The 25561-nt window shown below is 70.1% G+C and carries 18 protein-coding genes and 1 riboswitch; of the genes, 8 read left to right on the top strand and 10 right to left on the bottom strand.

Features of this window, described 5'->3' with window-relative positions:
• Nucleotides 1–2916 (bottom strand): aminomethyl-transferring glycine dehydrogenase, encoded by a 2916-nt coding sequence (gene gcvP / locus Q0747_RS04590; RefSeq protein ID WP_298252061.1) that lies wholly within the window; start codon nucleotides 2914–2916, stop codon nucleotides 1–3.
• Nucleotides 2917–3067: 151 nt separating this feature from the next.
• Nucleotides 3068–3169, bottom strand: a riboswitch (glycine riboswitch).
• Nucleotides 3170–3302: 133 nt separating this feature from the next.
• On the opposite strand from gcvP, the gene Q0747_RS04585 reads away from it, so the two are divergent.
• The 6 genes from Q0747_RS04585 to Q0747_RS04560 all read left to right on the top strand — a co-directional run bounded on the left by Q0747_RS04585 (nucleotide 3303) and on the right by Q0747_RS04560 (nucleotide 11655).
• A complete protein-coding gene (locus Q0747_RS04585; RefSeq protein WP_298252060.1) occupies nucleotides 3303–4343 on the top strand; it encodes an SGNH/GDSL hydrolase family protein in 1041 nt (346 codons plus the stop codon).
• Nucleotides 4344–4794: 451 nt separating this feature from the next.
• A complete protein-coding gene (locus tag Q0747_RS04580) occupies nucleotides 4795–5826 on the top strand; it encodes an LLM class flavin-dependent oxidoreductase (protein ID WP_298252059.1) in 1032 nt (343 codons plus the stop codon).
• A gap of 540 nt (nucleotides 5827–6366) precedes the next feature.
• Entirely contained in the window at nucleotides 6367–8865 is a 2499-nt protein-coding gene (locus Q0747_RS04575) for a molybdopterin oxidoreductase family protein (RefSeq protein WP_298252058.1), read from the top strand.
• Complete coding sequence (locus Q0747_RS04570) at nucleotides 8862–9323, top strand: hypothetical protein (protein ID WP_298252057.1); 462 nt, start codon at nucleotides 8862–8864, stop codon at nucleotides 9321–9323. Before Q0747_RS04575 ends, Q0747_RS04570 begins: the two co-directional genes overlap by 4 nt.
• A complete protein-coding gene (locus Q0747_RS04565) occupies nucleotides 9320–9856 on the top strand; it encodes an HPP family protein (RefSeq protein WP_298252056.1) in 537 nt (178 codons plus the stop codon). The genes Q0747_RS04570 and Q0747_RS04565 overlap by 4 nt, the downstream gene beginning before the upstream one ends.
• Nucleotides 9857–10632: 776 nt before the next feature.
• Nucleotides 10633–11655 (top strand): signal peptidase I, encoded by a 1023-nt coding sequence (locus Q0747_RS04560; protein ID WP_298252055.1) that lies wholly within the window; start codon nucleotides 10633–10635, stop codon nucleotides 11653–11655.
• Here the strand turns inward: Q0747_RS04560 and Q0747_RS04555 are convergent.
• The 4 genes from Q0747_RS04555 to Q0747_RS04540 all read right to left on the bottom strand — a co-directional run bounded on the left by Q0747_RS04555 (nucleotide 11625) and on the right by Q0747_RS04540 (nucleotide 16832).
• Nucleotides 11625–12431, bottom strand: coding sequence for a response regulator transcription factor (locus Q0747_RS04555; RefSeq protein WP_298252054.1), 807 nt, complete (start codon nucleotides 12429–12431; stop codon nucleotides 11625–11627). The two genes, Q0747_RS04560 and Q0747_RS04555, sit on opposite strands and share 31 nt — an antisense overlap.
• A 121-nt stretch (nucleotides 12432–12552) precedes the next feature.
• Nucleotides 12553–13992 carry an NAD(P)/FAD-dependent oxidoreductase gene (locus Q0747_RS04550; RefSeq protein WP_298252053.1) on the bottom strand — a complete coding sequence of 480 codons (1440 nt, stop codon included), beginning with the start codon at nucleotides 13990–13992 and terminating at the stop codon, nucleotides 12553–12555.
• Nucleotides 13989–15086, bottom strand: coding sequence for a peptidoglycan bridge formation glycyltransferase FemA/FemB family protein (locus Q0747_RS04545; protein WP_298252052.1), 1098 nt, complete (start codon nucleotides 15084–15086; stop codon nucleotides 13989–13991). The genes Q0747_RS04550 and Q0747_RS04545 overlap by 4 nt, the downstream gene beginning before the upstream one ends.
• 171 nt (nucleotides 15087–15257) lie before the next feature.
• On the bottom strand, nucleotides 15258–16832 hold the full coding sequence (locus tag Q0747_RS04540; RefSeq protein ID WP_298252051.1) for a glycosyltransferase family 87 protein: 1575 nt from the start codon (nucleotides 16830–16832) through the stop codon (nucleotides 15258–15260).
• Nucleotides 16833–17023: 191 nt separating this feature from the next.
• On the opposite strand from Q0747_RS04540, the gene Q0747_RS04535 reads away from it, so the two are divergent.
• Nucleotides 17024–18109 (top strand): inositol-3-phosphate synthase, encoded by a 1086-nt coding sequence (locus tag Q0747_RS04535; protein WP_298252050.1) that lies wholly within the window; start codon nucleotides 17024–17026, stop codon nucleotides 18107–18109.
• Between the two features lie 77 nt (nucleotides 18110–18186).
• On the opposite strand, the gene Q0747_RS04530 is transcribed toward Q0747_RS04535, so the two are convergent.
• From Q0747_RS04530 to mshA, 3 genes are read right to left on the bottom strand one after another with little or no spacing between them, the layout of a single operon-like run.
• Complete coding sequence (locus Q0747_RS04530; RefSeq protein WP_298252049.1) at nucleotides 18187–19854, bottom strand: formate--tetrahydrofolate ligase; 1668 nt, start codon at nucleotides 19852–19854, stop codon at nucleotides 18187–18189.
• Nucleotides 19855–19880: 26 nt separating this feature from the next.
• Nucleotides 19881–20651 carry a phosphatase gene (locus tag Q0747_RS04525; RefSeq protein ID WP_298252048.1) on the bottom strand — a complete coding sequence of 257 codons (771 nt, stop codon included), beginning with the start codon at nucleotides 20649–20651 and terminating at the stop codon, nucleotides 19881–19883.
• 9 nt (nucleotides 20652–20660) lie between these two features.
• Entirely contained in the window at nucleotides 20661–21920 is a 1260-nt protein-coding gene (gene mshA / locus Q0747_RS04520) for a D-inositol-3-phosphate glycosyltransferase (protein ID WP_298252047.1), read from the bottom strand.
• Between the two features lie 297 nt (nucleotides 21921–22217).
• On the opposite strand from mshA, the gene Q0747_RS04515 reads away from it, so the two are divergent.
• On the top strand, nucleotides 22218–23378 hold the full coding sequence (locus tag Q0747_RS04515) for a DUF418 domain-containing protein (RefSeq protein ID WP_298252046.1): 1161 nt from the start codon (nucleotides 22218–22220) through the stop codon (nucleotides 23376–23378).
• Here the strand turns inward: Q0747_RS04515 and Q0747_RS04510 are convergent.
• A complete protein-coding gene (locus Q0747_RS04510; protein WP_298252045.1) occupies nucleotides 23375–24025 on the bottom strand; it encodes a histidine phosphatase family protein in 651 nt (216 codons plus the stop codon). The genes Q0747_RS04515 and Q0747_RS04510 overlap by 4 nt on opposite strands.
• The gene (locus Q0747_RS04505) at nucleotides 24022–25467 is read right to left on the bottom strand and encodes a CCA tRNA nucleotidyltransferase (RefSeq protein ID WP_298252044.1); all 1446 of its coding nucleotides are present in this window, start codon (nucleotides 25465–25467) and stop codon (nucleotides 24022–24024) included. Before Q0747_RS04505 ends, Q0747_RS04510 begins: the two co-directional genes overlap by 4 nt.
• Between the last annotated feature and the right edge of the window lie 94 nt (nucleotides 25468–25561).

Here is a 25561-nt window from a genome sequence, read left to right as displayed (position 1 = left end):
CTACTCCTCGTCGTCGAATGCTTCGATGGGCGGGCAGGAACAGATCAGGTTGCGGTCGCCGTGGGCGCCGTCGATCCTGCGCACCGGGGGGAAGTACTTGTCGTGCCGCAGCGAGCGCAGCGGGTACGCGGCCCGCTCACGCGAGTACGCCTGGGTCCACTCGTCGCCGACGAGCAGCTGGGCGGTGTGCGGGGCCTGGCGCAGCGGGCTCTCCTCGAGGGTGAACTCACCGGAGGCCACGCAGTCGATCTCCGCCTTGATCGCGATCATCGCGTCGATGAAGCGGTCCAGCTCCGCGAGGTCCTCCGACTCGGTCGGCTCCACCATCAGCGTGCCGGCGACGGGGAAGGACAGCGTGGGTGCGTGGAAGCCGTAGTCGATGAGCCGCTTGGCGACATCCTCGGCCGTGACCCCCGTGGCGGCCGTGAGCGGGCGCAGATCCAGGATGCACTCGTGTGCCACGAGACCCTGCACCCCGGTGTACAGCACGGGGAAGTGGTCGGTGAGCCGGGAGGCCACGTAGTTGGCGGTCAGCAGCGCATGCGCCGTCGCACTGGTGAGACCGTCCGCGCCCATGAGCGCGACGTACGCCCAGGAGATCGGCAGGACACCGGCCGAGCCGTACATGGACCCCGAGACGGGGGTGCCGCCCTCGGCGTCCGGTCCGCCGTCGTCGGCGATGTCGCGGTTCGCGTCCCCCGGCAGGAACGGGGACAGGTGTGCGGCGACGGCCACGGGCCCGACGCCGGGTCCGCCACCGCCGTGGGGGATGCAGAACGTCTTGTGCAGATTCAGGTGGGAGACGTCGCCGCCGAACTCACCGGGCTGCGCGAGACCCACGAGGGCGTTGAGGTTGGCTCCGTCGATGTAGACCTGGCCGCCGGCGTCGTGCACCTTCTCGCAGACCCAGCGGACGTCCTCCTCGAACACGCCGTGCGTGGACGGGTAGGTGATCATGATGGCCGAGAGATTCTCGGCGTGCTGCTCGATCTTCGCCAGCAGGTCGTCGTGGTCGATGTTGCCGTTGTCCGCGGTCTTGACCACCACCACCTTCATGCCGGCGAGCACGGCGGAGGCGGCATTAGTGCCGTGCGCCGAGGACGGGATGAGGCAGACGGTGCGGTTCTCGTCGCCGCGGGAGCGGTGGTACCCGCGGATGGCCAGCAGGCCCGCGAGCTCGCCCTGCGAGCCGGCGTTCGGCTGCAGCGAGACGCGGTCGTAGCCGGTGATCTCCGCGAGGCGCTCCTCGAGATCGGTGATCAGCTCACGCCAGCCCTCGGTCTGCGCCTCGGGCGCATACGGGTGGATCGAGGCGAACTCCGGCCAGGAGATGGGCTCCATCTCCACCGTCGCGTTGAGCTTCATGGTGCAGGAACCCAGTGGGATCATGGTGCGGTCCAGCGCGAGGTCCTTGTCGGAGAGGCGGCGCAGGTAGCGCAGCATCGCCGTCTCGGAGCGGTACATCGAGAACACCGGGTGCGTCATGAACTCCGACGTGCGGTGCAGGCCCTCCGGGATGCGCTCCCCCGTCGACCGGCCCGTCTCGGACCCACTTGCCTTGGACCCACCTGCCTCCGAGGTGGCGTCGGATCCCCCGAAGACGGCGGCGACGGCCGCGACGTGCTCCGGCGTGGTGGTCTCGTCGCACGAGATGCCGAGGTGGTCGGCATCGATCCGGCGGAGGTTGTAGCCCGCGGCCTCGGCCTGGTCCGCGTACTCCGCGGCCCGGCCCGGCACCCGGACCAGGAGGGTGTCGAAGAACGCCCCGTGCACGACGGCGGCCTCCGTGTCCTCGAGTGCGCTCGCGAGCTCGACGGCGCGCCGGTGCGTGGTGCGGGCGATCTCCTTCAGCCCCTCGGGGCCGTGGTAGACGGCGTACATGGAGGCCACGATCGCCAGCAGCGCCTGGGCCGTGCAGATGTTGCTCGTGGCCTTCTCGCGGCGGATGTGCTGCTCACGGGTCTGCAGGGCGAGCCGGTAGCCGGGAGCGCCGTCGGCGTCCTTCGAGACGCCGACGAGCCGTCCGGGCAGCATGCGCTCGAGGCCCTTGCGGACGGCCATGTACGCGGCGTGCGGGCCGCCGAAGAACAGCGGGACGCCGAAGCGCTGGGCGGAGCCGACGGCGATGTCGGCGCCCTGCTCGCCGGGCGCGGTGATGAGGGTGAGGGACAGCAGATCGGCGGCGACCGTGACGAGTGCCCCGCGCTCCTTCGCGGTCGCGATGACCGCGGCGTGGTCGCGGAGTGCGCCCGAGGCGCCGGGCTGCTGGAGGACGACGCCGTTGATGTCGCCGTCGGGCAGGCCTGCCGAGAGATCCGCGATCTCCACCTCGAAGCCGAGGGCCTCGGCGCGGCCACGGACGACGGCGACCGTCTGCGGGAGGGTGTCGGCGTCGATGACCGTGCGGCCCTTGTTCTTGCCCGAGCGCCGCATGAGGAGCACGGCCTCGGCGACCGCGGAGGCCTCGTCGAGCAGGGACGCGTTGGCGATGTCGAGCGCCGTGAGGTCCTGCACCATGGTCTGGAAGTTCAGGAGCGCCTCGAGGCGACCCTGCGAGATCTCCGGCTGGTAGGGCGTGTAGGCCGTGTACCAGGCGGGGGATTCGAGCACGTTGCGGCGGATGACCGGCGGCGTGAACGTGTCGAAGTAGCCCTGCCCGATCATCTGCACGGCCGTCCGGTTGCGGCCCGCCATGCGGCGGAGCTCCGCGAGCACCTGGGTCTCGCTCAGTGCCCCGGGCAGATTCAGCGACCGGTCGAGGCGGATGCTGGCGGGGACCGCCAGGTCCACGAGCTTGTCGAGGCTCGGGTAGCCGAGCACCTCGAGCATGTGGTCGGCCTCCGAGGAGCGCGGGCCGATATGGCGATCGGCGAAGGTCGAGGCGGGGCCGGATACCTGATGGGGCAGGGCAGTCATGGGAACTCCGTAGGTCGATGAGCGGGCGCGGTAGCGCATGCCTGGTCGGGTTCCTCCCCGCTCTGTAGGGAACCTGAGAGTTTTCGCAGGACATCCTGCTTGCACCGTCGGTGGGTGGGGGACCACGTCCGCCACCGCTTTCCAGAGTTGCCTATCCGCGACGGTACTGGGCCTGAGAGATTCCTGGGGAGGAGTTGCTCCTACGGCGCCTGCCGGTCTGTGGTCGACAGCAGAACTCTCCCGCTGCGGATCGAAGGCGTATTCAGTTGAGGGATCGCTGGATGTGATCCTGACTACAGCGTACCGCGCGGTGCCGGGGAGAGGCAAAGCCCCGACGGCGGCCTGCGGCTAGCGTGGACCCATCATCCCGACCAGCTGGAGTACCGATGACGGCTTCCCGCTCCCGGACGGCCCGTGCCGCGCTCGTCCTGCCGGCCGCCGTCGGGCTTCCCGCGCCACCCGACGTCGCGGGGGCGTCCTACGTGGCCCTCGGCGACTCCTACTCCGCGGGTACCGGCACGCGCACCTACCTTCCCGACGGGACGGACTGCCGGCGCTCCGCCTACGCCTTCCCCTCCCTGATCGCGCGCGCGACGGGGCTCGCCCTGAATCTCCGGGCCTGTTCGGGAGCCACGGTCGCGGATGTCGCCGCGCTCCAGCTCGACGCCCTCACGCCCGCCACCTCGTACGTCTCCCTGAGTGTCGGCGGGAACGATGTCGCATTCGTGTCGGTCCTGAGCGAATGTGCCCAGCCGGCGTGGCTGGGCAACTGCTCCGCGGCGATCGACCGCACGCGGGCCCTGATCAGGGGCGCGCTCCCTGGTCGCCTCGACTCGCTCTACGGACAGGTGCGCGTCCGGGCACCGCAGGCGGCGGTCGCGATCGTCGGCTACCCGCGCCTCTTCAACGGTGAGGACTGCAACGCCGGCACCTGGTTCTCCCCCCGGGACCAGGCGGGCCTGAACGCGACGGTGGACCTGGTCAACCGGACGACGGCGGCGGCGGCTGCGCGGGCCGGCTTCGTCTTCGTCGATCCGACGGTGGTCTTCACCGGCCATGCCGTGTGCGACGACGTCGAATGGCTGAACGGGCTCTCCCACCCGGTCTCGGACTCGTACCACCCCAACCGGGCCGGACACGCCCTGGGGTACATGCCGCTGGTGTCCGCCGCGCTGACGGGGAGCCGCGTGGCGGTCACCGAGGAGATGCTGTGGTCGACGGAACAGTTCGTACCGATGCTGTCCGAGCAGCAGGCGGCCTACGCCGACGTCGACCGGCGGATCCGGGCCGAGGAGTTCGTCCCGCCGGATCTGTCGAGCCCTGCAGCCCGCGCAGCGGCGGTGAGGGCCGGCGTCGATCTCTCGGACCCGGCGAGCATCGCTCGCGCCGACCGCGCCGCGGAGGCCGAGCAGATCAGGGGCCGGTGACTCCGGGCCGGTTGCTCCGGGTGCCGGGTGGCTCGGGGGTTCGTGGCTCCGGGAGCCGGGGGACTCGGGGGCCGGGTGGCTCGTGGGTTCGTGGCTCGGGGTTCGTGGCTCGTGGGTTCGTGGCTCGGGGTTCGTGGCTCGGCGCGCACGCTTCCCCCGCGCACAGGACGACCGAGTTCGCGAGGGACGTCGATTCCATTGCATCCCTGCACCGGTGTGCGCCGGACCTGGTACGGACAGGTGTCTGATCCGATGCTGCGGTTGACCGACGAGCCGTGGCGCGCCGTGCACGAGCACTCGTTCGCACCACCCGACCACGCGGCCACGACGGCGGGTTCGAGGGCGAAGCCACCTGCGAACTCCATACGTATGCATGGAATAACGGTGCGACGAAGGCCGTTCTCCCACCAGGACCGGGAATACGCCGGACGCAACGCGAAGGAGCACCATCATGGCAAACGAAGTGGAGTTCGGACTCGACACCTTCGGGGATGTCACGCGAGGGGAGGACGGCGCCCCCGTCCCCTACCCGCAGGTCATCCGCAACGTCGTCGCCGAGGCCGTGCTCGCCGATCAGGTCGGCATCGACTTCATCGGACTCGGCGAACACCACCGCGACGATTTCGCGATCTCGGCACCCGAGACCGTGCTCGCGGCGATCGCCGGACAGACGTCGCGCATCCGCCTCGGCTCGGCCGTGACGGTGCTCAGCTCCGATGATCCGGTGCGGGTCTACCAGCGCTTCGCCACGCTCGACGCCGTCTCCGACGGTCGCGCGGAGGTCATCCTCGGACGCGGTTCCTTCACGGAGTCCTTCCCCCTCTTCGGCTACGAACTCTCCGACTACGAGCGGCTCTTCGAGGAGAAGCTGGATCTCTTCTCCGAGCTCCTCAAGGAGGGCCCCGTCACCTGGTCCGGCAGCACCAGGCCGGGTCTGAACGCCCACGAGGTGTACCCGAAGACGGAGAGCGGCCGCATCAAGACCTGGATCGGCGTCGGCGGGAGTCCCGAGTCCGTGGTCCGCGCCGCACGCTACGGCATGCCGCTGATGCTCGCGATCATCGGCGGGGATCCTGCCCGCTTCGCCCCCTACGTGGACCTGTACCACCGGGCACTCACACAGTTGGAACAGCCCACGCTGCCGATCGGCGTCCACTCGCCCGGCTACATCGCAGACACCGACGAGCAGGCGCGCGAGGAGCTGTGGCCGGACAACCGGATCATGCGCGATCGCCTCGGTCGCGAGCGCGGCTGGGGTCCCACGAGTCGTACCGAGTTCGAGCAGGAGGCCGACAGCGGGTCGCTCTACGTCGGTTCACCGGAGACCGTGGCGACGAAGATCGCCTCGACGGTCAGGACCCTCGGGATCGACCGCTTCGACATGAAGTACAGCGCCGGCCCCCTGCCGCACGAGAAGCTCATGCGCAGCATCGAGCTCTACGGCACGAAGGTCATCCCCCTGGTCCGGGACATGCTCGCCTAGTTCCGGACGCCCGGTCCCACCCCGGACGTCCTCCGGTGCGGGGCGTTGGGCCGAGCATCCCGGTCGGACGGTGATTCGCTCTCCATCCCACTGCTCGACCGCCATCCGTGGGATCGACCACTCATTCCCACCGATCGCCGTCCGGCACTGGGGACGACGACGGCGACCAAGGGGCACGGTCCTCGATCCCACCAATCGCCGTCGGCCACTGGGAACGACGACAGGAACCAAGGGGCACGGTCCTCGATCCCACCGATCGCCGTCGGCCACTGGGAATGACGACAGAATCGGCGTTCCGGACCGCTCCATCCCACTGGTCAACGGCGGTGAGTGGGATCGACCGCTCGTTCCCACCGCTCTCCGTCGGCCAGTGGGAACGACGACGGGGAGCAAGGGGCCGGACCGCTCGCTCCCAGCGATCGTCGTCGGGGACTAGCAGCGGGATCGAGCAGAAGAGCCCGAGACAAAATCGTGGCGGAGCTCCCCGAGCGCTAGTAGCGTCGATCCGGTAGTCACAGACCGACACGACCGGGAGGCACCGTGGTTGACCGCATCGCTGATATCTGGGGTACACGTGCCCCGTACGCCCAGGGAGAGCACTGGCCCGTCCGTGTGGACCAGGCACTCGAGGACGGCGTTTCGGAGAACGACGTCGACCGCTGGGTCCAGTCCGCCTGCGTACTGTGCAGCAATGGCTGCGGGTGCGACATCGCCGTCAAGGACAGTCGCATGGTCGGGATCCGGGGGCGTGCCTCCGACGTCGTGAATCACGGCCGCCTCGGCCCGAAAGGTCTCTTCGCCAGCTGGCAGGGAGTAAACCACCGCGACCGATTGACCCGCCCGCTCATCCGGGTTGACGGCCGATTGGTCGAGACGGACTGGGACACGGCGATGACCCGGATCGTCGAGCGCAGCAGGACACTCCTGGCGGAGAAGGGTCCACTCAGTCACGGCTTCTACACCTCGGGCCAGTTGTTCCTGGAGGAGTACTACGCGCTCGGCATCATCGGCAAGGCGGGCATCGGCACACCTCACATGGACGGCAATACGCGTCTGTGCACGGCGACCGCGGCTGCAGCGATGAAGGAGAGCTTCGGGTCCGACGGCCAGCCGGGTAGTTACTCCGATATCGACGAGTGCGACGCCATGTTCCTCTTCGGCCACAACATGGCCGAGACGCAGACCGTGCTGTGGATGCGCGTCCTGGACCGGTTGGCAGGACCCAATCCGCCGCGTCTGGTCTGCGTCGACCCACGCGAGACCGAGGTGGCACTGGCCGCCGAGGTACACCTCCCGGTACGACCGGGGACGAACCTCGCCCTGCTGAACGGACTGGTCCGTGAACTGCTCCACCACGGGTGGATCGACGAGCAGTACATCACCGATCACACGATGAACATCGAACAGCTGCGCTCCACAGTGGAGGAATGGACCCCCGACGCCGTTGCGGAGACCTGTGGTGTCGACGCCGGGGACGTACGGCGCGCCGCGGAGATCTTCGGAACCAGCGACCGTGTCCTCTCGACGGTGCTCCAGGGGTTCTACCAGTCCGCCCAAGCAACGGCCTCCGCCTGCCAGGTGAACAATCTCCACCTGCTGCGCGGTCTGCTGGGCTCGCCCGGCAGCGGGATCCTCCAGATGAACGGTCAACCGACCGCGCAGAACAACCGCGAGTGCGGGGCCGACGGCGATCTTCCCGGCTTCCGGAACTGGGAGAATCCCCAGCACGTGCAGCAGCTGGCAGACCTGTGGGACGTGCCCACCGACACCATTCCGCACTGGGCACCGCCGACGCACGCGATGCAACTCTTCAGGTACGTCGAGCAGGGGTCCATCGAGTTCTTCTGGATCTCCGCCACGAATCCGGCGGTCTCCATGCCGCAACTCGATCGGATTCGGAGCATCCTCGATCGCGAGGAGCTCTTCCTCGTGGTGCAGGATCTGTATCTGACCGAGACCGCCCAGTACGCCGACGTCGTCCTTCCGTGCGCCGCGTGGGGTGAAAAGACCGGGACGTTCACGAACGTGGACCGGACGGTGCACCTCTCGGACAAGGCCGTCGAGCCGCCGGGCGAGGCTCGCAGCGATCTCGACGTCTTTCTCGACTACTCCCGCCGCATGGATTTCCGTACGCGCAGGGGTACACCCCTGCTCACCTGGGACGGCCCGGAGGACGGCTTTCGGGCCTGGCAGGAGGCGTCCCGGGGTAGGCCGTGCGACTACACCGGTCTCAGCTACGACCGCCTGCGCGGCGGGAGCGGGATCCCCTGGCCGTGCACCGACGAACACCCCGATGGCACGGCGAGGCTCTACACGGACGGGGTCTTCCGGACCGACCCGGACGACTGCGAGTCCTACGGACATGATCTGCTGACGGGCGGCACCACCGGCCCTGTCCTGTACCGGGCGACAGTGGAGCCGGGCAAGGCCTGGCTCAAGAGCGAGCCCTACCGTCCGCCGCACGAGGAGCCCAGCGACGAGTACCCCCTGCGGTACACCACGGGGAGGACCGTCTATCAGTTCCATACCCGGACCAAGACCGGACGCAGCAAACCGCTGGATGATGCGGCTCGGGGAGCGTGGATCGAGGTGTCCGTACCCGATGCCGAGCGCCTGGGACTCTCCGAGGGCGACATCGCCTCCGTCCGGTCTCCACGGGGGTATCTCGAGGTCCCCGTGCGGGTCGGCGACGTGCGTGAGGGAACCGTTTTCGCTCCCTTCCACTACGGATCCTGGAACCACGGCGCAGGTGAGGGAGCGGACGACGGCGCACGCTTCGCGCCGTCGCACGAGGCCGCCAATGAACTCACCCTGACCGAGTGGGATCCCGTCTCCAAGCAGCCGATCTTCAAGAACGCTGCCGCGCGGGTCGAAAAGCTGCGCAGCGGGACAGGTCCCTCCCCTGCGCCGACCACCACCGCTTCCCGACCGGCGCGCGCCTCCGTCCCGGCCACAGTCGGGGGCAGCGCCGGGGAGTCCACCGAGTCCTTCCCCGAGAGCACCCCACCAGCGCGTGCGACGCGAGAGGAGCCGTCATGAAGCTACCCGTCTACCTCGGACTGCTGAGGGAAGGAGAGGAGATTCTGGCCCGGTCCTTCCGCACCGTCGCCGAGGGACACGCGGACGAACCCGACGTCCACACCATCCTCGATACCCTGGCCGGGCAGTGCGATCGGCATCTCGAGGTGCTGCACCCTGTCATCGAACGCTTCGGCGCGGAGGTGGAGGGCGAGGAGGAACATCGCGTGACGGCGGACGGCGTCCGGGAGGTGCGCTCCGGGCCTCTCGGACTGCTGCTCGATCTGCAGGATCTCTATGTGCTCGTCCAGCACATCGACATCATGTGGACCCTCGTGGGCCAGGCGGCTGCCGGCAGCAGGGACACCGAGCTGGGCGGTATCGTCTCGAGCTGCGCCCCGGATACCGAGCTCCAGGCTCGGTGGATCCGGACACGGACCAAGCAGGCCGCCCCCCAGGCCCTGCTCGTGGCACGGTGACCTCCGGGACGCCCGTCCTCGATCGGCTGCGCAACGCCTTCGGAACCATGGGCGCCGGCGTGTATGCGGCTGCCCTGAGCCTGCTCACGCTGTCCGCAGTCGGGCTCATCGGGCTGCTCACCCACATGCCGTGGCTCTTTCCGAGCCTCGGACCCACGCTCATGCTGTTCTTCGAATCCCCCGACCAGCCGTCGTCCCGACCGCTCAACACCCTCGTGGGACATGGCGTCGGTCTGGCGGCCGGTATCGCCTGCTTCTATGCGTTCGGCATCGACGGTCTGCAGGCGGCGCCGGTCGGAGGGCTCACGGCGGCCCACGTCCTGGCGGGGGCGGTATCCGTGGCCGCCACCACCCTGGCGCTCACGATGCTCCGCCTTCCGCACCCACCGGCGGGAGCGACGACGCTGATCGTGAGTCTCGGTATTCTGCACACCCCGGTCCACTTCCTCACCATGGCCGCTGCCGTCGTCGCCATGACAGCCCTGGCCTGGGGTGCGAACATCCTTCTCGGCACAAAGCCTGCCGCACAGTAGAACGGACGACCGCAGGCAGCAGCGGGGCCCTCGTTCTCGACGGTCGCTGGCACCGAGTCCTCGATCCCAGTGATCGCCATCGTGCAGTGGGGACGAACGCGACGGCCAGCGCGGGCAGGGTCCTTGCTCCCAGTGATCGCCGTCGGGCACTGGGAAGGAACGCCAGAATCGGCGTGCCGGACCGCTCCCTCCCACTGGTCAACGGCGGTGAGTGGGATCGACCGCTCGTTCCCACCGATCGCCGTCGGGCACTGGGACCGACGACGGCGACCAAGGGGCCCGACCGCTCGCTCCCACTGGCTGCCGTCGGCCACTGGGAACGAACGCAACGGCCCAGGGGATTCAGTACTCTTCCGCGCCGCGACCCGCCCTGAGCGCCTACTCGGCGTCGAGAAGAGGCATCGGGCCTTCTTCCGGCGTCGGCCCTTGCTCCATCCCACTGGTCAACGACGGCGACCAAGGGGCCGGACCGCTCGCTCCCACCCATCGCCGTCGGGCGGTGGGAACAACGACGGGGGACCAACGGGCCCGACCGCTCGATCCCACCGATGACCGTCGGGCACTGGGGACGAAGCCCCCCGCGAACTCACTCTTCGCTCTTTCTTCGGTTTTCTTTCGCCCTTCCGGCACGCTGCCTTTAGTCCCGAGCAGCACAGTGGATACCAGGAGTCCAGCACTCCCGAGGTTGCCCACCCGTTCCGGTCCGTCCACCGGGCAGGCGGGCAACCTCGACCGGTCACCGACCGGATCCGGGGAACCACCAGAAGGAGCCACGCGTGACGACGATCGACCTCCCGTCCATCAGCCCCGCATCACGGGCCACGCTCCGGCCCGCCGGACGCCGGATCGCACCGGCGGAGACTGTCGTCGCCACCGACCGGCCGTCCCTCGGCCAGCGCCTCGCGAGCCTGCTGGGAACGCTGCTCATGATCACGGCGATCGCCGCCGTCCTGTTCTTCGCCATCGGCCCCCGCTTCCTCGGCTACCAGACCGCCACGATGCTCACCGGGAGCATGGCCCCGGAGATCATGCCCGGCGACGTCGTCGTCACCACCCTGCAGCCCGTGAGCGGCATCGCGGTGGGCGATGTCATCAGCTACCACATCCCCGTGGAGGACCACCGGGTCGAGACACACCGGGTGGTCGAGGTCATCAGGGGGACGGACGGCACCACCGCCGTCCGCACCAAGGGTGACGCCAACGACTCCGTCGACCCCTGGACCGCCACCCTCGAGGGGGACCACGTGTATGAGGCCAGAGCGGTCATCCCCGAGGTCGGCTCCATCATCCGGGCCCTCCGTACGCCCGTTGTCAGCCAGCTCCTCGTCTACGGGGTCCCTGCCGTCCTCGTCGGAGGTCTACTGCTCATGATCTGGTCCCGGCCCAAGGACGACGCCGACGACGCCGCCGGCGCGACCGGCACCCCCGCCCCGGGCGCCCACACCGCCGAGGACATCTCGCTGCTCCCCGTGCTCGACCGGCAGACGCTCGACGATCTCGGGGCGGAACTGTCGAACCAGGCCGGAGCACTGCAGTTCGCCGGGATGTTCGTGGACATGCTCCCGCAGCGGATCGACGCCATCGACGCGGCGTTCGGCGCACGGGACGGCGACGCCGCCGTGGTGGCCCTGCTCAGCCTCAATGTCAGCGCCTCGATGGTGGGCGCCCGCCGGCTCGAGGAGGCCTCCTCCTCGGCCCTGGAACTCGTCGGCGAGCCGGACCGGCACGAGGCCCTGATCGACCGGCTGCGGATCCTCGGCTCCGAGTATCAGGCGGCGCTCGGCGGGATCATCCGGTAACCGACGCCCCGCACCGTGCGGATGAACCGGGGCGCCTTGGTGTCCTCGTTCAGCTTCTTGCGCAGGTTGCGGATGTGGACCTCCACCAGGTGCTGGTCGTTCACCCATCCGTCGCCCCAGATCCTCGCCAGCAGCGTCTCGCGCTGCCAGACCCTCCGCGGGCCAGAGACGAGCGTGGCCAGCAGATCGAACTCGATGCGCGTCAGCGGAAGCTCGGCCCCGTCGAGCATGGCGATCCGGCCCTCCGTGTCGATCTCGATCGGCCCGTGGACCAGCAGTCCCTCGACGGACTCCGACGCCGGGGTCGCCCCGACCTCCGGGCTCCCGGCCGGTGCGGCATCCGACCCGGCCGGTGCGGTGTCCGATCCGGCCCGCTGCGGCTCGGCACTGCCCGCATTCCTCGGTCGCCGGAACATCGCGTTCACGCGGGCGCCCACCTCGCGCGGGCTGAAGGGCTTCACCACGAAGTCGTCGGCGCCGATCTCGAGGCCGATCAGGCGGTCGATCTCGTCCTGGCGTGCCGTGATCATGATGATGTACGCATCGGTCAGCGGACGGATCTGGCGGCACACCTCCACGCCGTCGATGTCCGGCAGGTTCAGGTCGAGGGTCACGAGATCCGGGCGGCGTTCACGGACGAGGGCAACGCCCTCCCGCCCGCTCCCGGCCTCGATCGTGGTGAAACCGTTCATGCCCAGGGTCATGACGAGGAGCTGGCGCACATCGGCGTCGTCTTCGATGATGAGTGCAACACGCGCGGCTGGTTCGGAGGTCATGGTTTACACATTGCCAGATGTCGGCGCGCCCACGGATCGCATCGCCGCACTTCGCCCCGCGTGTTCCCGGAGGTCCCCGGAGCAGCGCCCGACGGCGGCGTGCGGCGGGGGCGTGCGCGAGCTAGAGACCCAGCGCGGGCACCGGCAGTCCGAACTCGCGTCGCAGGGCGAGGCGTGCGGCGTTGAGGCCCGCCATGCCGTGCACACCGGGACCCGGGGGCGTGGACTGCGAGCAGAGATAGACACCCTCGAGCGGAGTGGCCCAGGGCTGCAGGGACGGCACGGGCCGGGCGACGATCTGCCGCAGATTGACCGCTCCGCTGCTGAAGTCCCCGCCCACGTAATTGGCGTTGTACGCCTCCAGCTCGGTCGCCGTCGTCGTCCGGGTGCGCACGACGACGTCACGGAAGCCGGGAGCGAAGCGCTCAATCTGCGCGGTCACGGCCTCCGCCATGTCCCGGGTGGAGCCGCGCGGCACATGGCAGTAGGTCCACAGGGTGTGGCGTCCCTCGGGCGCGCGGGTCGGGTCGAAGGTGGAGGGTTGGGAGAGCAGCACGTAGGGGCTCTCCGGGTGCTCACCCCGGTTGACCTGCTGCTCGCCGGCGGCGATCTCCTCGCGCGTACCGCCCAGGTGCGCCGTCCCGGCCCGGTGCAGCTCGGGGTGCGTCCACGGCACGGGACCGGAGAGGACGAAGTCCACCTTGCACGCCGCGTTCCCGTACCTGAACGCCGAGAGTGCCTTCTCGTAGGTCGCGGGCAGTCGTCCGCGGGACATGGCGCTGAAGGTCCTGGGTGCGACGTCGAGGAGGACCGCGCGGGCGTCCGAGACCTCGGCGAGGGTACTGATGCGGCTGTCGGTGACGATCTGCCCGCCGTGCTGCCGGAGGTCGAGCGCCAGGGCGTCCACGATGGACTGCGAGCCTCCGACCGGGATCGGCCAGCCCGTGGTGTGCGCAAGGAGATTCAGCACCAGGCCGGCGCCCGCCCCGGCCAACGAGGGGAGTGTCCCGACGGGGTGGGCCATCACCCCTGTGACGAGCGCCGCGGCCTCGTCGGTGGTGAACCGCCTGTTCCACCAGGGCAGACCCTGATCGAGCACGGCGAGCCCGAACCGCACCACCGCCCCGGGGTGGCGAGGGACGCGCACCACGTGGTCGAGGGTGAAGCCGAGGATCTCCGCGGCCCGATCACTCAGGGGCTCGAGGAGGCGGCGGTAGGCCTCGCCGTCGACGCCGAGCCCTGCCACGGTGCGGTCCATGCTGCGGTGGGCGACGCCGGCCCGGCCACCGTCTAGCGGGTGCGCGAAGGAGACCTCCGGGATGGCGAACCCGATACGACGCGAGATCTCGAAGTCCTGGAAGAAGGGCGACGCGAGCGCCATGGGGTGGACCGCGGAACAGACATCGTGCAGGTGGCCCTGCTCCATCAGTTCGACCGACCGCGACCCCCCGCCGATCGTCGGAGCAGCCTCGTGCACCCGCACGCTCAACCCTGCGCGGGCCATCACCACGGCCGCGGCGAGACCGTTCGGGCCGGCACCGACCACCTCTACATCCATCACGTCCCACCCTCGGGTCCGCGTCCGTGCCGGAGCCGGCCCACCACGGAGGAGGCGCGCCGTCGCGCCGATCCCGCCAGTGCCGTGCCCGCGCGGCGGGCCTGCAGGAGCGATGCCACGGCCGTGTAGCGTGCCCGGTCCAGCGGGATGTCGTACGTGGTGGGGACCACCACCACGTTCCGGGAGAAGTTGCGCTTGAACGTGGTCACGTTGGCCAGTCCCGGGTAGTTCTCGCTGACGATACCCGTCAGTCCGCACGCGGTGTTGCCTGCGGACCGGAGCACCCGGAACGCTTCCCAGAGCAGCAGGTACGGGGCGAAGACGCGGCGCGCCTCCCGGGTGCTGCCGGCGAAGTAGTAGACCGCGTACCCGCGGTACTCCGTGGTGATGAGCCAGCTGAGCGGCTGTCCGTCACGGTAGGCGACGAGCATCCGCAGTCGATCACCGAGGACCGTCAGGAGCGTCTCGTAGTAGGAGGAGTCGAAGGACTGGAAGCCGTCACGCTCAGCGGTCTCCCGCATGATCGGGAAGAGCTCCGAGGTGAACACGGAGACCCATTCCTCCCGCGGTATATGCCGCACCTCGACTCCGTCGCGCTGCGCCCGGCGGATGCTGTTGCGTGCATTGGGACGGAAGCTCTTCAGGAGCGCCGCCTCGGACATCGTGAGGTCGACCACGATCTCCCGTTCGTACCAGCCGTGCTCGATGGGCCCCGTCGCGGGAGGTTGGAGCGTGGCGACCTGCATGCGCACGTAGAGGGGATCGACGGAGGGATCCTCGCGGAACTGCAGGCGGACCGTCTCCAAAAGTGCGCGTTCCGCCGCGGGCGTCCGCTCGCCGAACCAGACGGGCCCGTTGACCACCACGACCGAGTCGCGGAGCCGCCGCGTCACCCGGACGAAGCTCGCGGTCGCGACCACGGAACCATCGGCGTCCGCATACACCCAGATCCCGAGCGCGGCGCGTCCGAGTGCCTGCTCGAACTCCACCCAGTCGGGAGTCTGCTCGATGGGGATCACCACCTCGGGGTGGGCCGCGGCGATGGCCTCGAAGCCGGCCCTGTCGAGCACGCTGTGGGTCAGGTGCGCTGCACTCACTGATCCTCTTCCACTGGTCGTAGACACTGGTCACCGCGCTGCCCGCTGCCCGCTCCGGGACGCTGACCGGTGCGGTCGCGGGACGCCGTGGAAGGTCCGACGGTGCGCCTTCCACGCGCTCCGTCCAGCCTAGCCTTTGCGATCGGGCGGCCCTGCCCTCCGGCCCCCGCCTCACCCGCTCGAGACGCCTGACTTGCCGGACCCGCCTGGTTCGCCTGACTTGCCGGACCCGCCTGATTCGACTGGTTCGACTGATTCGCCTGATTCGCCTGCAGCAGGCCCCGCCGATGCCGGACCACGACGACGCCGGAGACGGGCCGCTCGCAGGACCAGGGCTACCGGCCGGTCAGGGCTCTGATCGAACGGGCCGCCCTGCGGGTCGTCGCGGCCGTCCTGCCGCACGGGGTCCTGCCCGGGCTCGAGGATGTCGCGGACCACCAGGAGCATGACCCACACCGTGGCCAGGATGTGCGCCAGCACGGCCCACGCGTACGTCCCGAGGCCGAGGTTGTGCTCGGGGGGCCCACCACTGACCTGCCCGCCCAGGTACAGCCAGACGGCACCCCAGTGCAGGAGCTCGACCAACTGCCACCCGAGGACCACGCGCCAGCGCGGAACGGCCAGGGCGATGAGGGGGATCAGCCAGAGCGCGTACTGGGGGGAGTAGACCTTGTTGCACAGGATGAAGGCGCCCACGATCAGCAGCGCGAGCTGCGCGAGGCGGGGGCGCCGGTGCGACCTCAGCGCGAGCACGGCGATCCCGGCGCACGACAGGGCGAAGAGCACCGCCGCCGCCGTGTTGACGGTGCCCGACGACAGTGTGGGCGCGCCCGCCTGCCGCGCCAGCGCGTTGTAGACGTACCAGCCCGAGGAGAACCCGGCGTCGCGCGTCTCGGAGAAGGTCAGGAAGTACGACCACCCCTCGGGATCACGCAGCAGGAACGGCACGTTCACCGCGAGCCAGGCCGCCGTCGTGCCGGCGAGCGCTCCGAGGAACGCGCGGTACCGTCCGCTCCGGATCGCCAGCACGAGGACCGCTCCGAGCAGCAGGACGGGGTAGAGCTTGACGGCCGCACCGAGTCCCCACAGCACCCCGGCCAGGACCGGGTGCCTGCGCGCGAAGGCGAGCATCCCCGCCGTCGCCAGCAGGACGGCCCACAGATCCCAGTTGATGGTGCCGGAGACGATGATGACGGGAGCGCTCGCCACGATCATCGCGTCCCACGGTCTCCGCCCGGACAGCCGGAGGGTCGCCAGCACCGTCAGGATCCAGACCACCGTCAGCAGGACGGCGTTGACGTCGAAGTAGAGGAGCGTCTTCTCCTCCAGCGGCGCTCCCCCTGCCATGACGTCCACGACGACGGCCGTCGCGGAGGCGAGCAGACCCAGCAGCACCGGGTACTCGAACAGGGCCCCCTCGGTGAGGAAGGGAAGCGTGCCCTCGCCCAGTCCGCGGCTCCGGAACAGCTCGGTCCAGTCGGAGTAGCACGCACGGTAGAAGTAGTCGGGCGAGGACCAGCCCATGATCCGGCAGGGGCTCTTCACCACGACGGCGAGGACGGCGGCGCAGACCGTCACGACGATGAGCACGCGCTCCACCGTGAACCAGCCCGGGGAGGTCGATCCGGGGGCGCTGTGGTGACCCAGCGGACCACCGGCTCCTTCGACGAGGGGCCGGAGGACGGGGTCGGAACGGCTCGGAACATCGATGCGGTGCGGCCCGCGTGAGCCTGGACCCATGACCATGGATCGAGCCTAACCCGCTGCGCCGCTGACGACGGGGCCGCGGGGCCTCGGGGGAGAGCGGTTCGGCACGTACGCGGGAATGGGCGTGCTGCCATCCGTGTTGCGAACTGAACGTAGACTGGCACTTCCTGCCGACCCCATTCCCGGACGATGCCGGCGGGGGCATACTCAACTGGCTTTCGAGGAGAACTGTGGGACAGAACCCCATTCGCGTGGCAATCATTGGAGTCGGCAACTGCGCCGCGTCGCTGGTGCAGGGCGTGCACTACTACCGTGACGCGGACCCGACCGGCACCATCCCCGGACTGATGCATGTGGAGTTCGGCAAGTACCACGTGAATGACGTGCAGTTCGTCGCGGCGTTCGACGTCGACGGCAAGAAGGTGGGCCACGATCTGGCGGAAGCCATCGGCGCCAGCGAGAACAACACCATCAAGATCGCGGACGTCCCACCCACCGGCGTGATCGTCCAGCGCGGCCACACCCTCGACGGCCTCGGCAAGTACTACCGCGAGACCATCGTCGAGTCCGACGAGGAGCCCGTGGACATCGTCGCCCAGCTCAAGGACTCCCGCGCCGACGTCCTGGTCTGCTATCTGCCGGTCGGTTCGGAGCACGCGGCGAAGTACTACGCGCAGTGCGCCATCGACGCCGGCGTCGCCTTCGTCAACGCCCTTCCCGTCTTCATCGCCGGCACGAAGGAGTGGGCGGACAAGTTCACCGAGGCCGGCGTGCCGATCGTCGGTGACGACATCAAGAGCCAGATCGGCGCGACGATCACCCACCGCGTCATGGCGAAGCTGTTCGAGGACCGCGGGGTGACCCTGGACCGCACGTACCAGCTCAACGTCGGCGGCAACATGGACTTCAAGAACATGCTCGAGCGCGACCGCCTCGAGTCCAAGAAGGTCTCCAAGACCCAGGCCGTGACCTCCAACGTGAAGGCGGAGCTCCACGCCGACGACGTCCACATCGGCCCCTCGGACTACGTGGCCTGGCTCGACGACCGCAAGTGGGCCTTCGTGCGCCTCGAGGGCCGCAACTTCGGCGACGCACCGGTCTCGCTGGAGTACAAGCTCGAGGTGTGGGACTCGCCGAACTCCGCTGGTGTCATCATCGACGCGATCCGTGCCGCGAAGATCGCCCTCGACCGGGGTATCGGCGGACCGATCCTCTCCGCCTCCAGCTACTTCATGAAGTCCCCTCCGGAGCAGTACGCGGACGACATCGCCCACGAGAAGGTCGAGGCCTTCATCCGCGGCGACGCGGACCGCTAGCACCGGCGGTATCGCCCGGCCGACACGGGGTCGACGCTCCGTGTCGGCCTCGCTCCGGTGCCCGCACCCGGAGGGACCTAGAACAGCCCGACGGCGTTCCCGTCGGCGTCGACGTCCATCCGCAGCGCGGCGGGCTCCTTCGGCAGTCCCGGCATGGTCATCACGGCTCCGGTCTTCACGACGACGAAACCCGCCCCGGTCTTGGGGATGAGCTCCCTGACGTGCAGCGTGAAGCCCGTCGGAGCTCCGAGCAGCGTCGGATCGTCCGAGAACGAGTACTGCGTCTTCGCGATGCACACCGGCAGGTCGTCCCAGCCGTTGGCCCGGATCTCCGCCAGTCGTCGCAGGGCGACCGCCGAGAACTCGACACCGTCCGCCCCGTAGATCTCCCGGGCGATGGTGCGGATCTTGTCCTCGACGGGGAGCTCGAGCGGGTACAGGTGGGAGAAGTCGACCGGACGGTCCAGGGCCGCGAGGACCTTCGCCGCCAGCTCGTCCCCTCCGGGACCACCACCGCCCTGGCCCCAGACGTCGGCGACCGCCGCCTCGATCCCCTCGCTCCGGCACCACCCGAGCAGCCAGTCCAGCTCCTCCTGCGCGTCGGTGCCGAACTGGTTGACGGCCACCACCGGCGCCAGGCCGAACTTCTCGATGTTCCGGACGTGCCGGAGCAGATTCTCCGTCCCCCTGGCAACTGCGTCGACGTCGGGTGCGGCCAGTTCCGTCTTCGCGATTCCCCCGTGCATCTTCAGCGCGCGGATCGTGGCCACGATGACCACGGCGCCGGGCGCGAAGTCGGCGGCACGGGCCTTGATGTCGAGGAACTTCTCCGCCCCGAGATCGGCCCCGAACCCCGCCTCGGTGACCACGATGTCCGCCAGCTGCCGGGCCGTCCGCGTGGCGATCACGGAGTTGCAGCCGTGGGCGATGTTGGCGAACGGACCGCCGTGCACCAGGGCGGGCGTGCCCGCGATCGTCTGGACCAGGTTCGGTTTGATGGCGTCCCGGAGCAGCAGCGTGAGGGCCCCCTCGACGCCGAGATCGCGGACCGTCAGGGGCACCCGGTCGTAGCTGGAGCCGAAGGTGATGTCCCCGAGCCGTTCCCGGAGATCGTCGAGATCCTGGGCCAGGCAGAAGACCGCCATGACCTCGGAGGCCACCGTGATGTCGAAGCCGTCCTGCCGTGGGGTGCCCTCGGTGGGGCCGCCGAGCCCGATGACCACCTCGCGCAGCGCCCGGTCGTTGACGTCGAGCACGCGCTTGAACGTGATGCGCCGCGGGTCGATGCCGAGGGCGTTGCCCTGCTGGATGTGGTTGTCGATCAGGGCGGCCAGGGCATTGTTGGCCGCCGTGATGGCGTGGAAGTCACCCGTGAGGTGCAGATTGATCTCGTCCATGGGCAGCACCTGGGAGTAGCCGCCGCCCGTGGCACCGCCCTTCATGCCGAGCACCGGTCCGAGGGAGGGCTCGCGCAGGGCGATCATCACGCGCTGCCCGGCCCGGGCGAGGGAGTCCGCGAGCCCCACGGTGCAGGTCGACTTGCCCTCGCCCGCGGGGGTGGGGCTCATGGCGCTGACGAGGACCACGCTGCCGGGCGTCCCGCCGTCCGCGGGCAGGAGGCGCGGATCGATCTTCGCCTTGAAGCGTCCGTGGAACTCGATCGCCTCGCGCGGGATGCCCGCGGCGTCGGAGATCTCCTCGATGGGCCTGACCGCAGCGTTGCGGGCAATCTCAAGATCGCTCATGCGCCAAAGGTACCAGCGGGCCGGCCTCAGGCCGGAGGCATTCCGGCCCGCTCCAGGACGTAGTCGACCAGGGGCCCGTACAGACCCGGGCACACGTTGTCGTCGAGCGGCACGGCGACGTCGAGCTGCCCCTGGGCCTCGGAGACGAACAGGCCGGGGTCGTTGCAGTCGGCGAACCCGATGGTGGGCAGGCCGGAGCTCGCGGCGTACCCGGCCCAGCCGTGGTCGGCCACCACGAGATCGGGGGGCGGAGCGCCCTCCTCCGCGAGCGTGTCGAGGCTGATCCGCATGGGTTCCGGGGAGTGCGTGTGCATGAGGCCCCCGTGCTGGTGCCAGGCGAGCACCCCGAAGAGCCGGCGGATGTCCCCGTCCCCGAAAGCGCGCCCCTCGGGCACGGCCACCACGGTGGCGCCGGCGGTGGCGGCGGAGCGGGCGAGGGCGGCATGGACGGGAAGGAGCCCGGCAGGGTGCCCCGTCGCGAAGAGGATCCTCTCCCCCCTGCCCACCGAGGCCCCGAGGACGTCGGCGAACCGGTCGAGGGCCGCGACGCAGGTCCGGGCGTCGATGGTGTCCTGACCCCGGACGTGCCCGGGATCGCCGCTGATGCCCACGCGCTCGTGCATGAGCCCGAACACGGCGTCGAAGCTCCACTCGCGTGTCCGGGTGACACCGAACTCGAGGTTCTCGTCGCCCTCGAGGAAGAGCCGTATATGCCGGAGATTGTCCTGCCGAGGCGTGGCGACCAGACCGGTGATGCGGGCGGAATCGAGGTACTCGGCGAGCTCGGTGGGATTCACCCGTCCATCCTAGGACGCCGTGATGCGCGGGGCGCCGACGGGGAAGTGCTCGACGGCGGTGCGGTAGCTCTGCGCCGTGAGCAGGGCGGTGCGCTGCCACCCGAACGCCAGGGCGTGCGTGGCCGCACCCCGGCCGAGCCTCACGCGCAGGGCCGTGTCGTCGTGGAGTCGCTCGAGGGCGCCCGCCCACTCGCCGGCGGAGTGCCCGTCGACGAGGATGCCGCTGCGCCCGTCGCTGATGGCCTGCGGCAGTCCGCCCACGTTGGCCGCGATGACCGGCGTGCCGCACGCCTGCGCCTCCAGCGCCACGAGTCCGAAGGACTCGCTGAAGGACGGCATGACGACGGCGTCCGCGGCCCGGAACCACTGGGCCAGATTGACCGCCGCGACGGGTGGGTAGAGGCGCACGCTGTCGCCGAGGCCGGCGTCGTCGATGAGGGGTTGGAGCGCCAGGGCCTCGGATCCGCTGCCGGACCCGAGGATGCTGACCACGAGCGGGATGTCGGGCCTGCGCGCGCGCAGTTCCGCGGCGGCCGCCACGAGGACCTGCGGACCCTTGAGTTTCTGGATCCGCCCCGCGAAGACCACGTGGAACTGCTCCGGCGGGAAGGCGAGGGACGCGCGGGCTGCACCGCGGTCGCCCGGGTGGAAGGTGGCGAGGTCCACGCCGGGTGCGACCACGTCGACGCGATCCGGTGCGGCGCCGTAGAGGGAGACGAGCTCGGTGGCCTCGGTGCTCGTGTTCGCCAGGAGACGCGTGGAGCCGTCCACGATGGCCTGCTCCCCACTGATCCTGTCGGCCGGTTCGGGCGAGCCGATCTTCCTCATCCGCAGGTTCTTCACGCGGGCCATGGTGTGCATCGAGTGGACGAGCGGCAGCTCGAGGTCCCTGCTGAGTTCCAGGCCCACGGCACCCGAGACCCAGTAGTGGGAGTGGAGCACGTCGAAGTGGCGGTCCGTCAGCATCCGGGCCACATCGGTGATGGCATCGGCGAAGATCCCGGTGAGGCCCGGGAGCGCTTCCTTGGGTATGGGCCGTGCCGGGCCGGCGTCGAGGTGGTGGACCACCACGCCGTCACCCAGGACCTCCCGGCGCGGACGGCCCTCGCCGACCTCGCGCGTGAAGATCTCCACCTCGATCCCCACCTTCGCGAGCTCGAGGGCCGTACTCCTGACGTACACGTTCATGCCGCCGGCGTCGCCGCTGCCGGGCTGCTCCAGCGGGGAGGAGTGGAGGGAGAGCATGGCAACGCGCCTGACGCCGGTCACACCTCTCCTCCCAGACCGGCGCGGGGGTGTGCCGGTCAATCCCCCTGACACTACAACGCCGCGATGTCGGCTCACATTCCGCTCCGGCGGCTGCACCCCGGCAGTGCCGGAGCGCCTGGAGCGCCCGGCGGGACGACGGCCGCCCCATCCCCGAGGGGCGGGAAAGCTACCCTGAGGAGGATCCGCCGGGACGGCCGCTGCGGGCGGTCCCCGGCGACGACGACCCCGGAAGGCGGGACGCATGGCTGGTTCGGTGCCGGCGGTCCGCGGCGACGACGACCCCGGAAGGCGGGACGCATGGCTGGTTCGGTGCCGGCGACGGATCGTGTCGCTGCCGTCGATGCCCTGCGCGGCTTCGCGCTCCTCGGCATCCTGCTGGTCAACATCTGGTACTTCGCCGACTCCACCACCCTCTCGGGTGGCCCGCTTCCCGCGACGGCCTCCGCGCCAAACCTGGCCGTCCGCTTCCTGGTGACCACCCTGTTCGAGGGCAAGTTCTACCTGCTGTTCTCACTCCTGTTCGGCTACGGGTCCGCCGTGCTCCGGGACCGCGCCGGCGGGCAGGCGGTACACCTGACGTCGAGGCGCCTGGGCTTCCTCGCCGTCCTCGGGATCCTCCACGGAGCAACGCTGTTCTACGGCGACATCCTGCTGACCTACGCCCTGGCCGGCTCCCTGCTGCTGGCCACGCGTTCCCTCGCCCCGCGGGTGGAACTGCTCCTCGCGGTCGCCATCACGGCCGCGATGGCGCTCCTGCTCGTCTCCTCCGCACTGCTGACCGGGCCCGCGGAGGCCGCCGCGACCGCCGTCGGGGACTCCGCCGTCGAAGACCCCGCCGTCGGGCCGGCCGGGGCGCTGGCCGCCAACGCGGCGACCTACGGGGTGATCGGGATCAACGTGGTGGTCTTCCAGGGTCCGCTCGCCCTCGCGGCGTTCTACGCCGGCTCGGCCCTCGCCGCGTGGGGGGTGCTCCGGCCGTCGGCACCCCCGAAGCCCCTCCTGCGGCGCCTCGTCCTGCTGACGCTGCCGGCGGGCCTGGTCCTCTCCGCCGGCCAGGCCTGGCTCGCCCTCCGAGGCGACGACGGCTCCACCCTGCTGGCCTCCGGGATCTCCGTGCTGGTGTCGCCGCTGGTGACGATCGGCTATGCGGCAGGCTTCCTGCTCCTCCTCGGTACCCGTCCGGGACGCGTCGTCTCGCGGGTCCTCGCACCGATGGGCCGACTGTCCCTGAGCAACTACGTCGCGCAGTCCGCCCTGCTCGGCCTGGTCTTCACCGGGTACGGGCTCGGGCTGCAGGACCGGCTTCCCGCCGTCGTCGTCGTGCTGGTCGGCGTCGCCGTGTACCTGGTGCAGGCGGTCGCCAGCCGCCTGCTCCTCCGGCGCTTCGCCTCCGGCCCGCTCGAGTGGGCGCTGCGCCGCGTCACGTACGGACGATCAGCCCGGCACGACGGCGCCTAGAGGTTCCAGTGCACGATCGCCGGTGTGCGCTTGTCCCAGCCGAGCGCACAGACGGCCGCCGTTCCCAGGACGAATCGCCGTCCCTCGATGCCCCCGAACTGCAGCCAGCGGGCAGCGACGATCCGCAGGAAGTGGCCGTGTGCCACGAGCAGTGCGTTCTGCACGGGGGTCGCCCCGGGATCACGGTCCGCAGGGGTGCCGCATCCGGCCTGGATGCGCGCGATCACGCGGTCCGCCCGCTCCGAGACCTGGTCCAGCGTCTCACCGTTCGGGACACCGTCGTTCCAGATCAGGTACCCCGGGTTCTCCTCGCGCACGGTGGCACTGTTGCGGCCCTCGTTGTCGCCGTAGTCCCACTCGTGCGCGAAGGGCAGGATCTCGGCGTCGGGGAAGCCGGCGAGCTCTGCGGTGCGCCTGGCGCGCTGCAGCGGCGAGGAGACCACGAGCTCGAAGTCGACACCTTCTAGGTGGCGGCGGGCAGCGAGGGCCTGCTGCTCGCCGTTCTCCGTGAGCGCGAGATCGGTGAGCCCCGTGTAGCGGCCGTCCCTCGACCACTCGGTCTCGCCGTGCCTCAGCAGCCACAGCCGGGGAAGGGGTGTTCCGGCCGGTGTCAGGTCCGGTGCTGCTGCGCCTGTCATGGGTGTCATCGCGTGCTCTCCTCGAATTCGGGCTGCTCGGACCACCAGGAGCGGAGCGAGGCCTCGGCGTCGGCCGGGTCCTGCGGGCCGTGTTCCATGCGTTCCTCGAGGAGGAAGCGGTAGGCGCGCCCCACCACCGGTCCCGGGGCGACGCCGAGCAGGGCCATGATCTGCTCCCCGTCCAGGTCCGGGCGGATCGAGGCCAGTTCCTCCTGCTCGGCGAGCGCACTGATCCTCGACTCGAGATCATCGTAGGCGAAGGCCAGCCGTTCGGCCTTGCGCCGGTTCCGCGTGGTGACGTCGGAGCGGGTGAGGCGGTGCAGCCGCTCGAGGAGCGGGCCGGCGTCGCTCACGTACCGCCGGACGGCCGAGTCGCTCCAGCCTGCTTCGCCGTAGCCGTAGAACCGCATGTGCAGTTCCACCAGGCGGGCCACCGCCTTGACGGTGTCGTTGTCGAACCGCAGTGCACGCAGCCGCTTCGCCGCGAGCTTGGCTCCGACGGCGTCGTGGTGACGGAAGGTGACCGCGCCCCCGGACTCGAATCTCCGGGTGGCCGGCTTCCCGATGTCGTGGAGCAGGGCCGCGAGGCGCAGCACGACGTCGGGCCCGGGCACGGGGCCCTGGGCGTCCGTCTCGAGCTCGCAGGCCTGGCGCAGCACGGTCAGCGAGTGCTGGTAGACGTCCTTGTGGCGGTGGTGCTCGTCCGTCTCAAGGCGCAGGGCCGCGACCTCCGGCAGGACGTGGTCGGCGAGGCCCGTCGCCACCATGAGGTCCATCCCGGCGTCGGGGGCCGTCCCGCCGATGAGCTTCACCAGCTCGTCGCGCACGCGCTCGGCGGAGATGATGGAGATGCGGCCGGCCATGTCCGTCATGGCCTGCGCCACCTCGGGGGCCACCGTCATGCCCAGCTGGGCGACGAACCGCGCGGCGCGCATCATGCGCAGCGGATCGTCGGAGAACGACGACGACGGCGTCCCGGGGGTCCGCAGCAGCCGCGCGTGGAGGTCCCGTACGCCGCCGAACAGGTCCACGAGCTCGAGGGACGGGAGCTTCAGGGCCATGGCGTTGATGGTGAAGTCCCGCCGCAGGAGGTCGTCCCCGAGATCCGTCCCGAACGCCACCGACGGCTTCCTGGACTCCGGATCGTAGGCCTCGGCGCGGTAGGTGGTGATCTCGATCTGATAACCGTCCCTGCGGAGGCCGATCGTCCCGTAGGCACGGCCGATCTCCCAGTACGCGTCCGCCCATCGCCTGACGACGGCGATGATCCGGTCCGGATCGGCGTCCGTGGTGAAGTCGAGATCGCCGGACACCCTGCCGAGGAACAGGTCCCGCACCGGCCCGCCGACGAGCGACAGCTCGTGTCCGGCGGCATCGAAGAGCTCGCCGACCTCGAGGACCACGGGAGGGAGGGAAGCGGTGAGTACAGAGGTGTCCGGCAGGTGCGACATAGTCCTTCAAGGGTGCCAGACGCGCCGCGGTTTCCCACAGCGGACGCCGGTCCGCCGGCGGTGGCACCGCACCGGCCGGACCCCGCGGACGGGG

The organism is uncultured Arthrobacter sp., assembly GCF_947493765.1.
Lineage (GTDB): Bacteria > Actinomycetota > Actinomycetes > Actinomycetales > Micrococcaceae > Arthrobacter_D.
The sequence above is the reverse complement of the archived record's forward strand: the minus strand, read 5'-3'. Positions and strand labels throughout refer to the sequence as shown.

Coding starts and splice junctions, on each gene's coding strand:
- gcvP (WP_298252061.1), bottom strand. CDS start 2,916: ATGACTGCCCTGCCCCATCAGGTATCCGGCCCCGCCTCGACCTTCGCC.
- Q0747_RS04585 (WP_298252060.1), top strand. CDS start 3,303: ATGACGGCTTCCCGCTCCCGGACGGCCCGTGCCGCGCTCGTCCTGCCG.
- Q0747_RS04580 (WP_298252059.1), top strand. CDS start 4,795: ATGGCAAACGAAGTGGAGTTCGGACTCGACACCTTCGGGGATGTCACG.
- Q0747_RS04570 (WP_298252057.1), top strand. CDS start 8,862: ATGAAGCTACCCGTCTACCTCGGACTGCTGAGGGAAGGAGAGGAGATT.
- Q0747_RS04555 (WP_298252054.1), bottom strand. CDS start 12,431: ATGACCTCCGAACCAGCCGCGCGTGTTGCACTCATCATCGAAGACGAC.
- Q0747_RS04540 (WP_298252051.1), bottom strand. CDS start 16,832: ATGGTCATGGGTCCAGGCTCACGCGGGCCGCACCGCATCGATGTTCCG.
- Q0747_RS04530 (WP_298252049.1), bottom strand. CDS start 19,854: ATGAGCGATCTTGAGATTGCCCGCAACGCTGCGGTCAGGCCCATCGAG.
- Q0747_RS04515 (WP_298252046.1), top strand. CDS start 22,218: ATGGCTGGTTCGGTGCCGGCGACGGATCGTGTCGCTGCCGTCGATGCC.
- Q0747_RS04510 (WP_298252045.1), bottom strand. CDS start 24,025: ATGACACCCATGACAGGCGCAGCAGCACCGGACCTGACACCGGCCGGA.
- Q0747_RS04505 (WP_298252044.1), bottom strand. CDS start 25,467: ATGTCGCACCTGCCGGACACCTCTGTACTCACCGCTTCCCTCCCTCCC.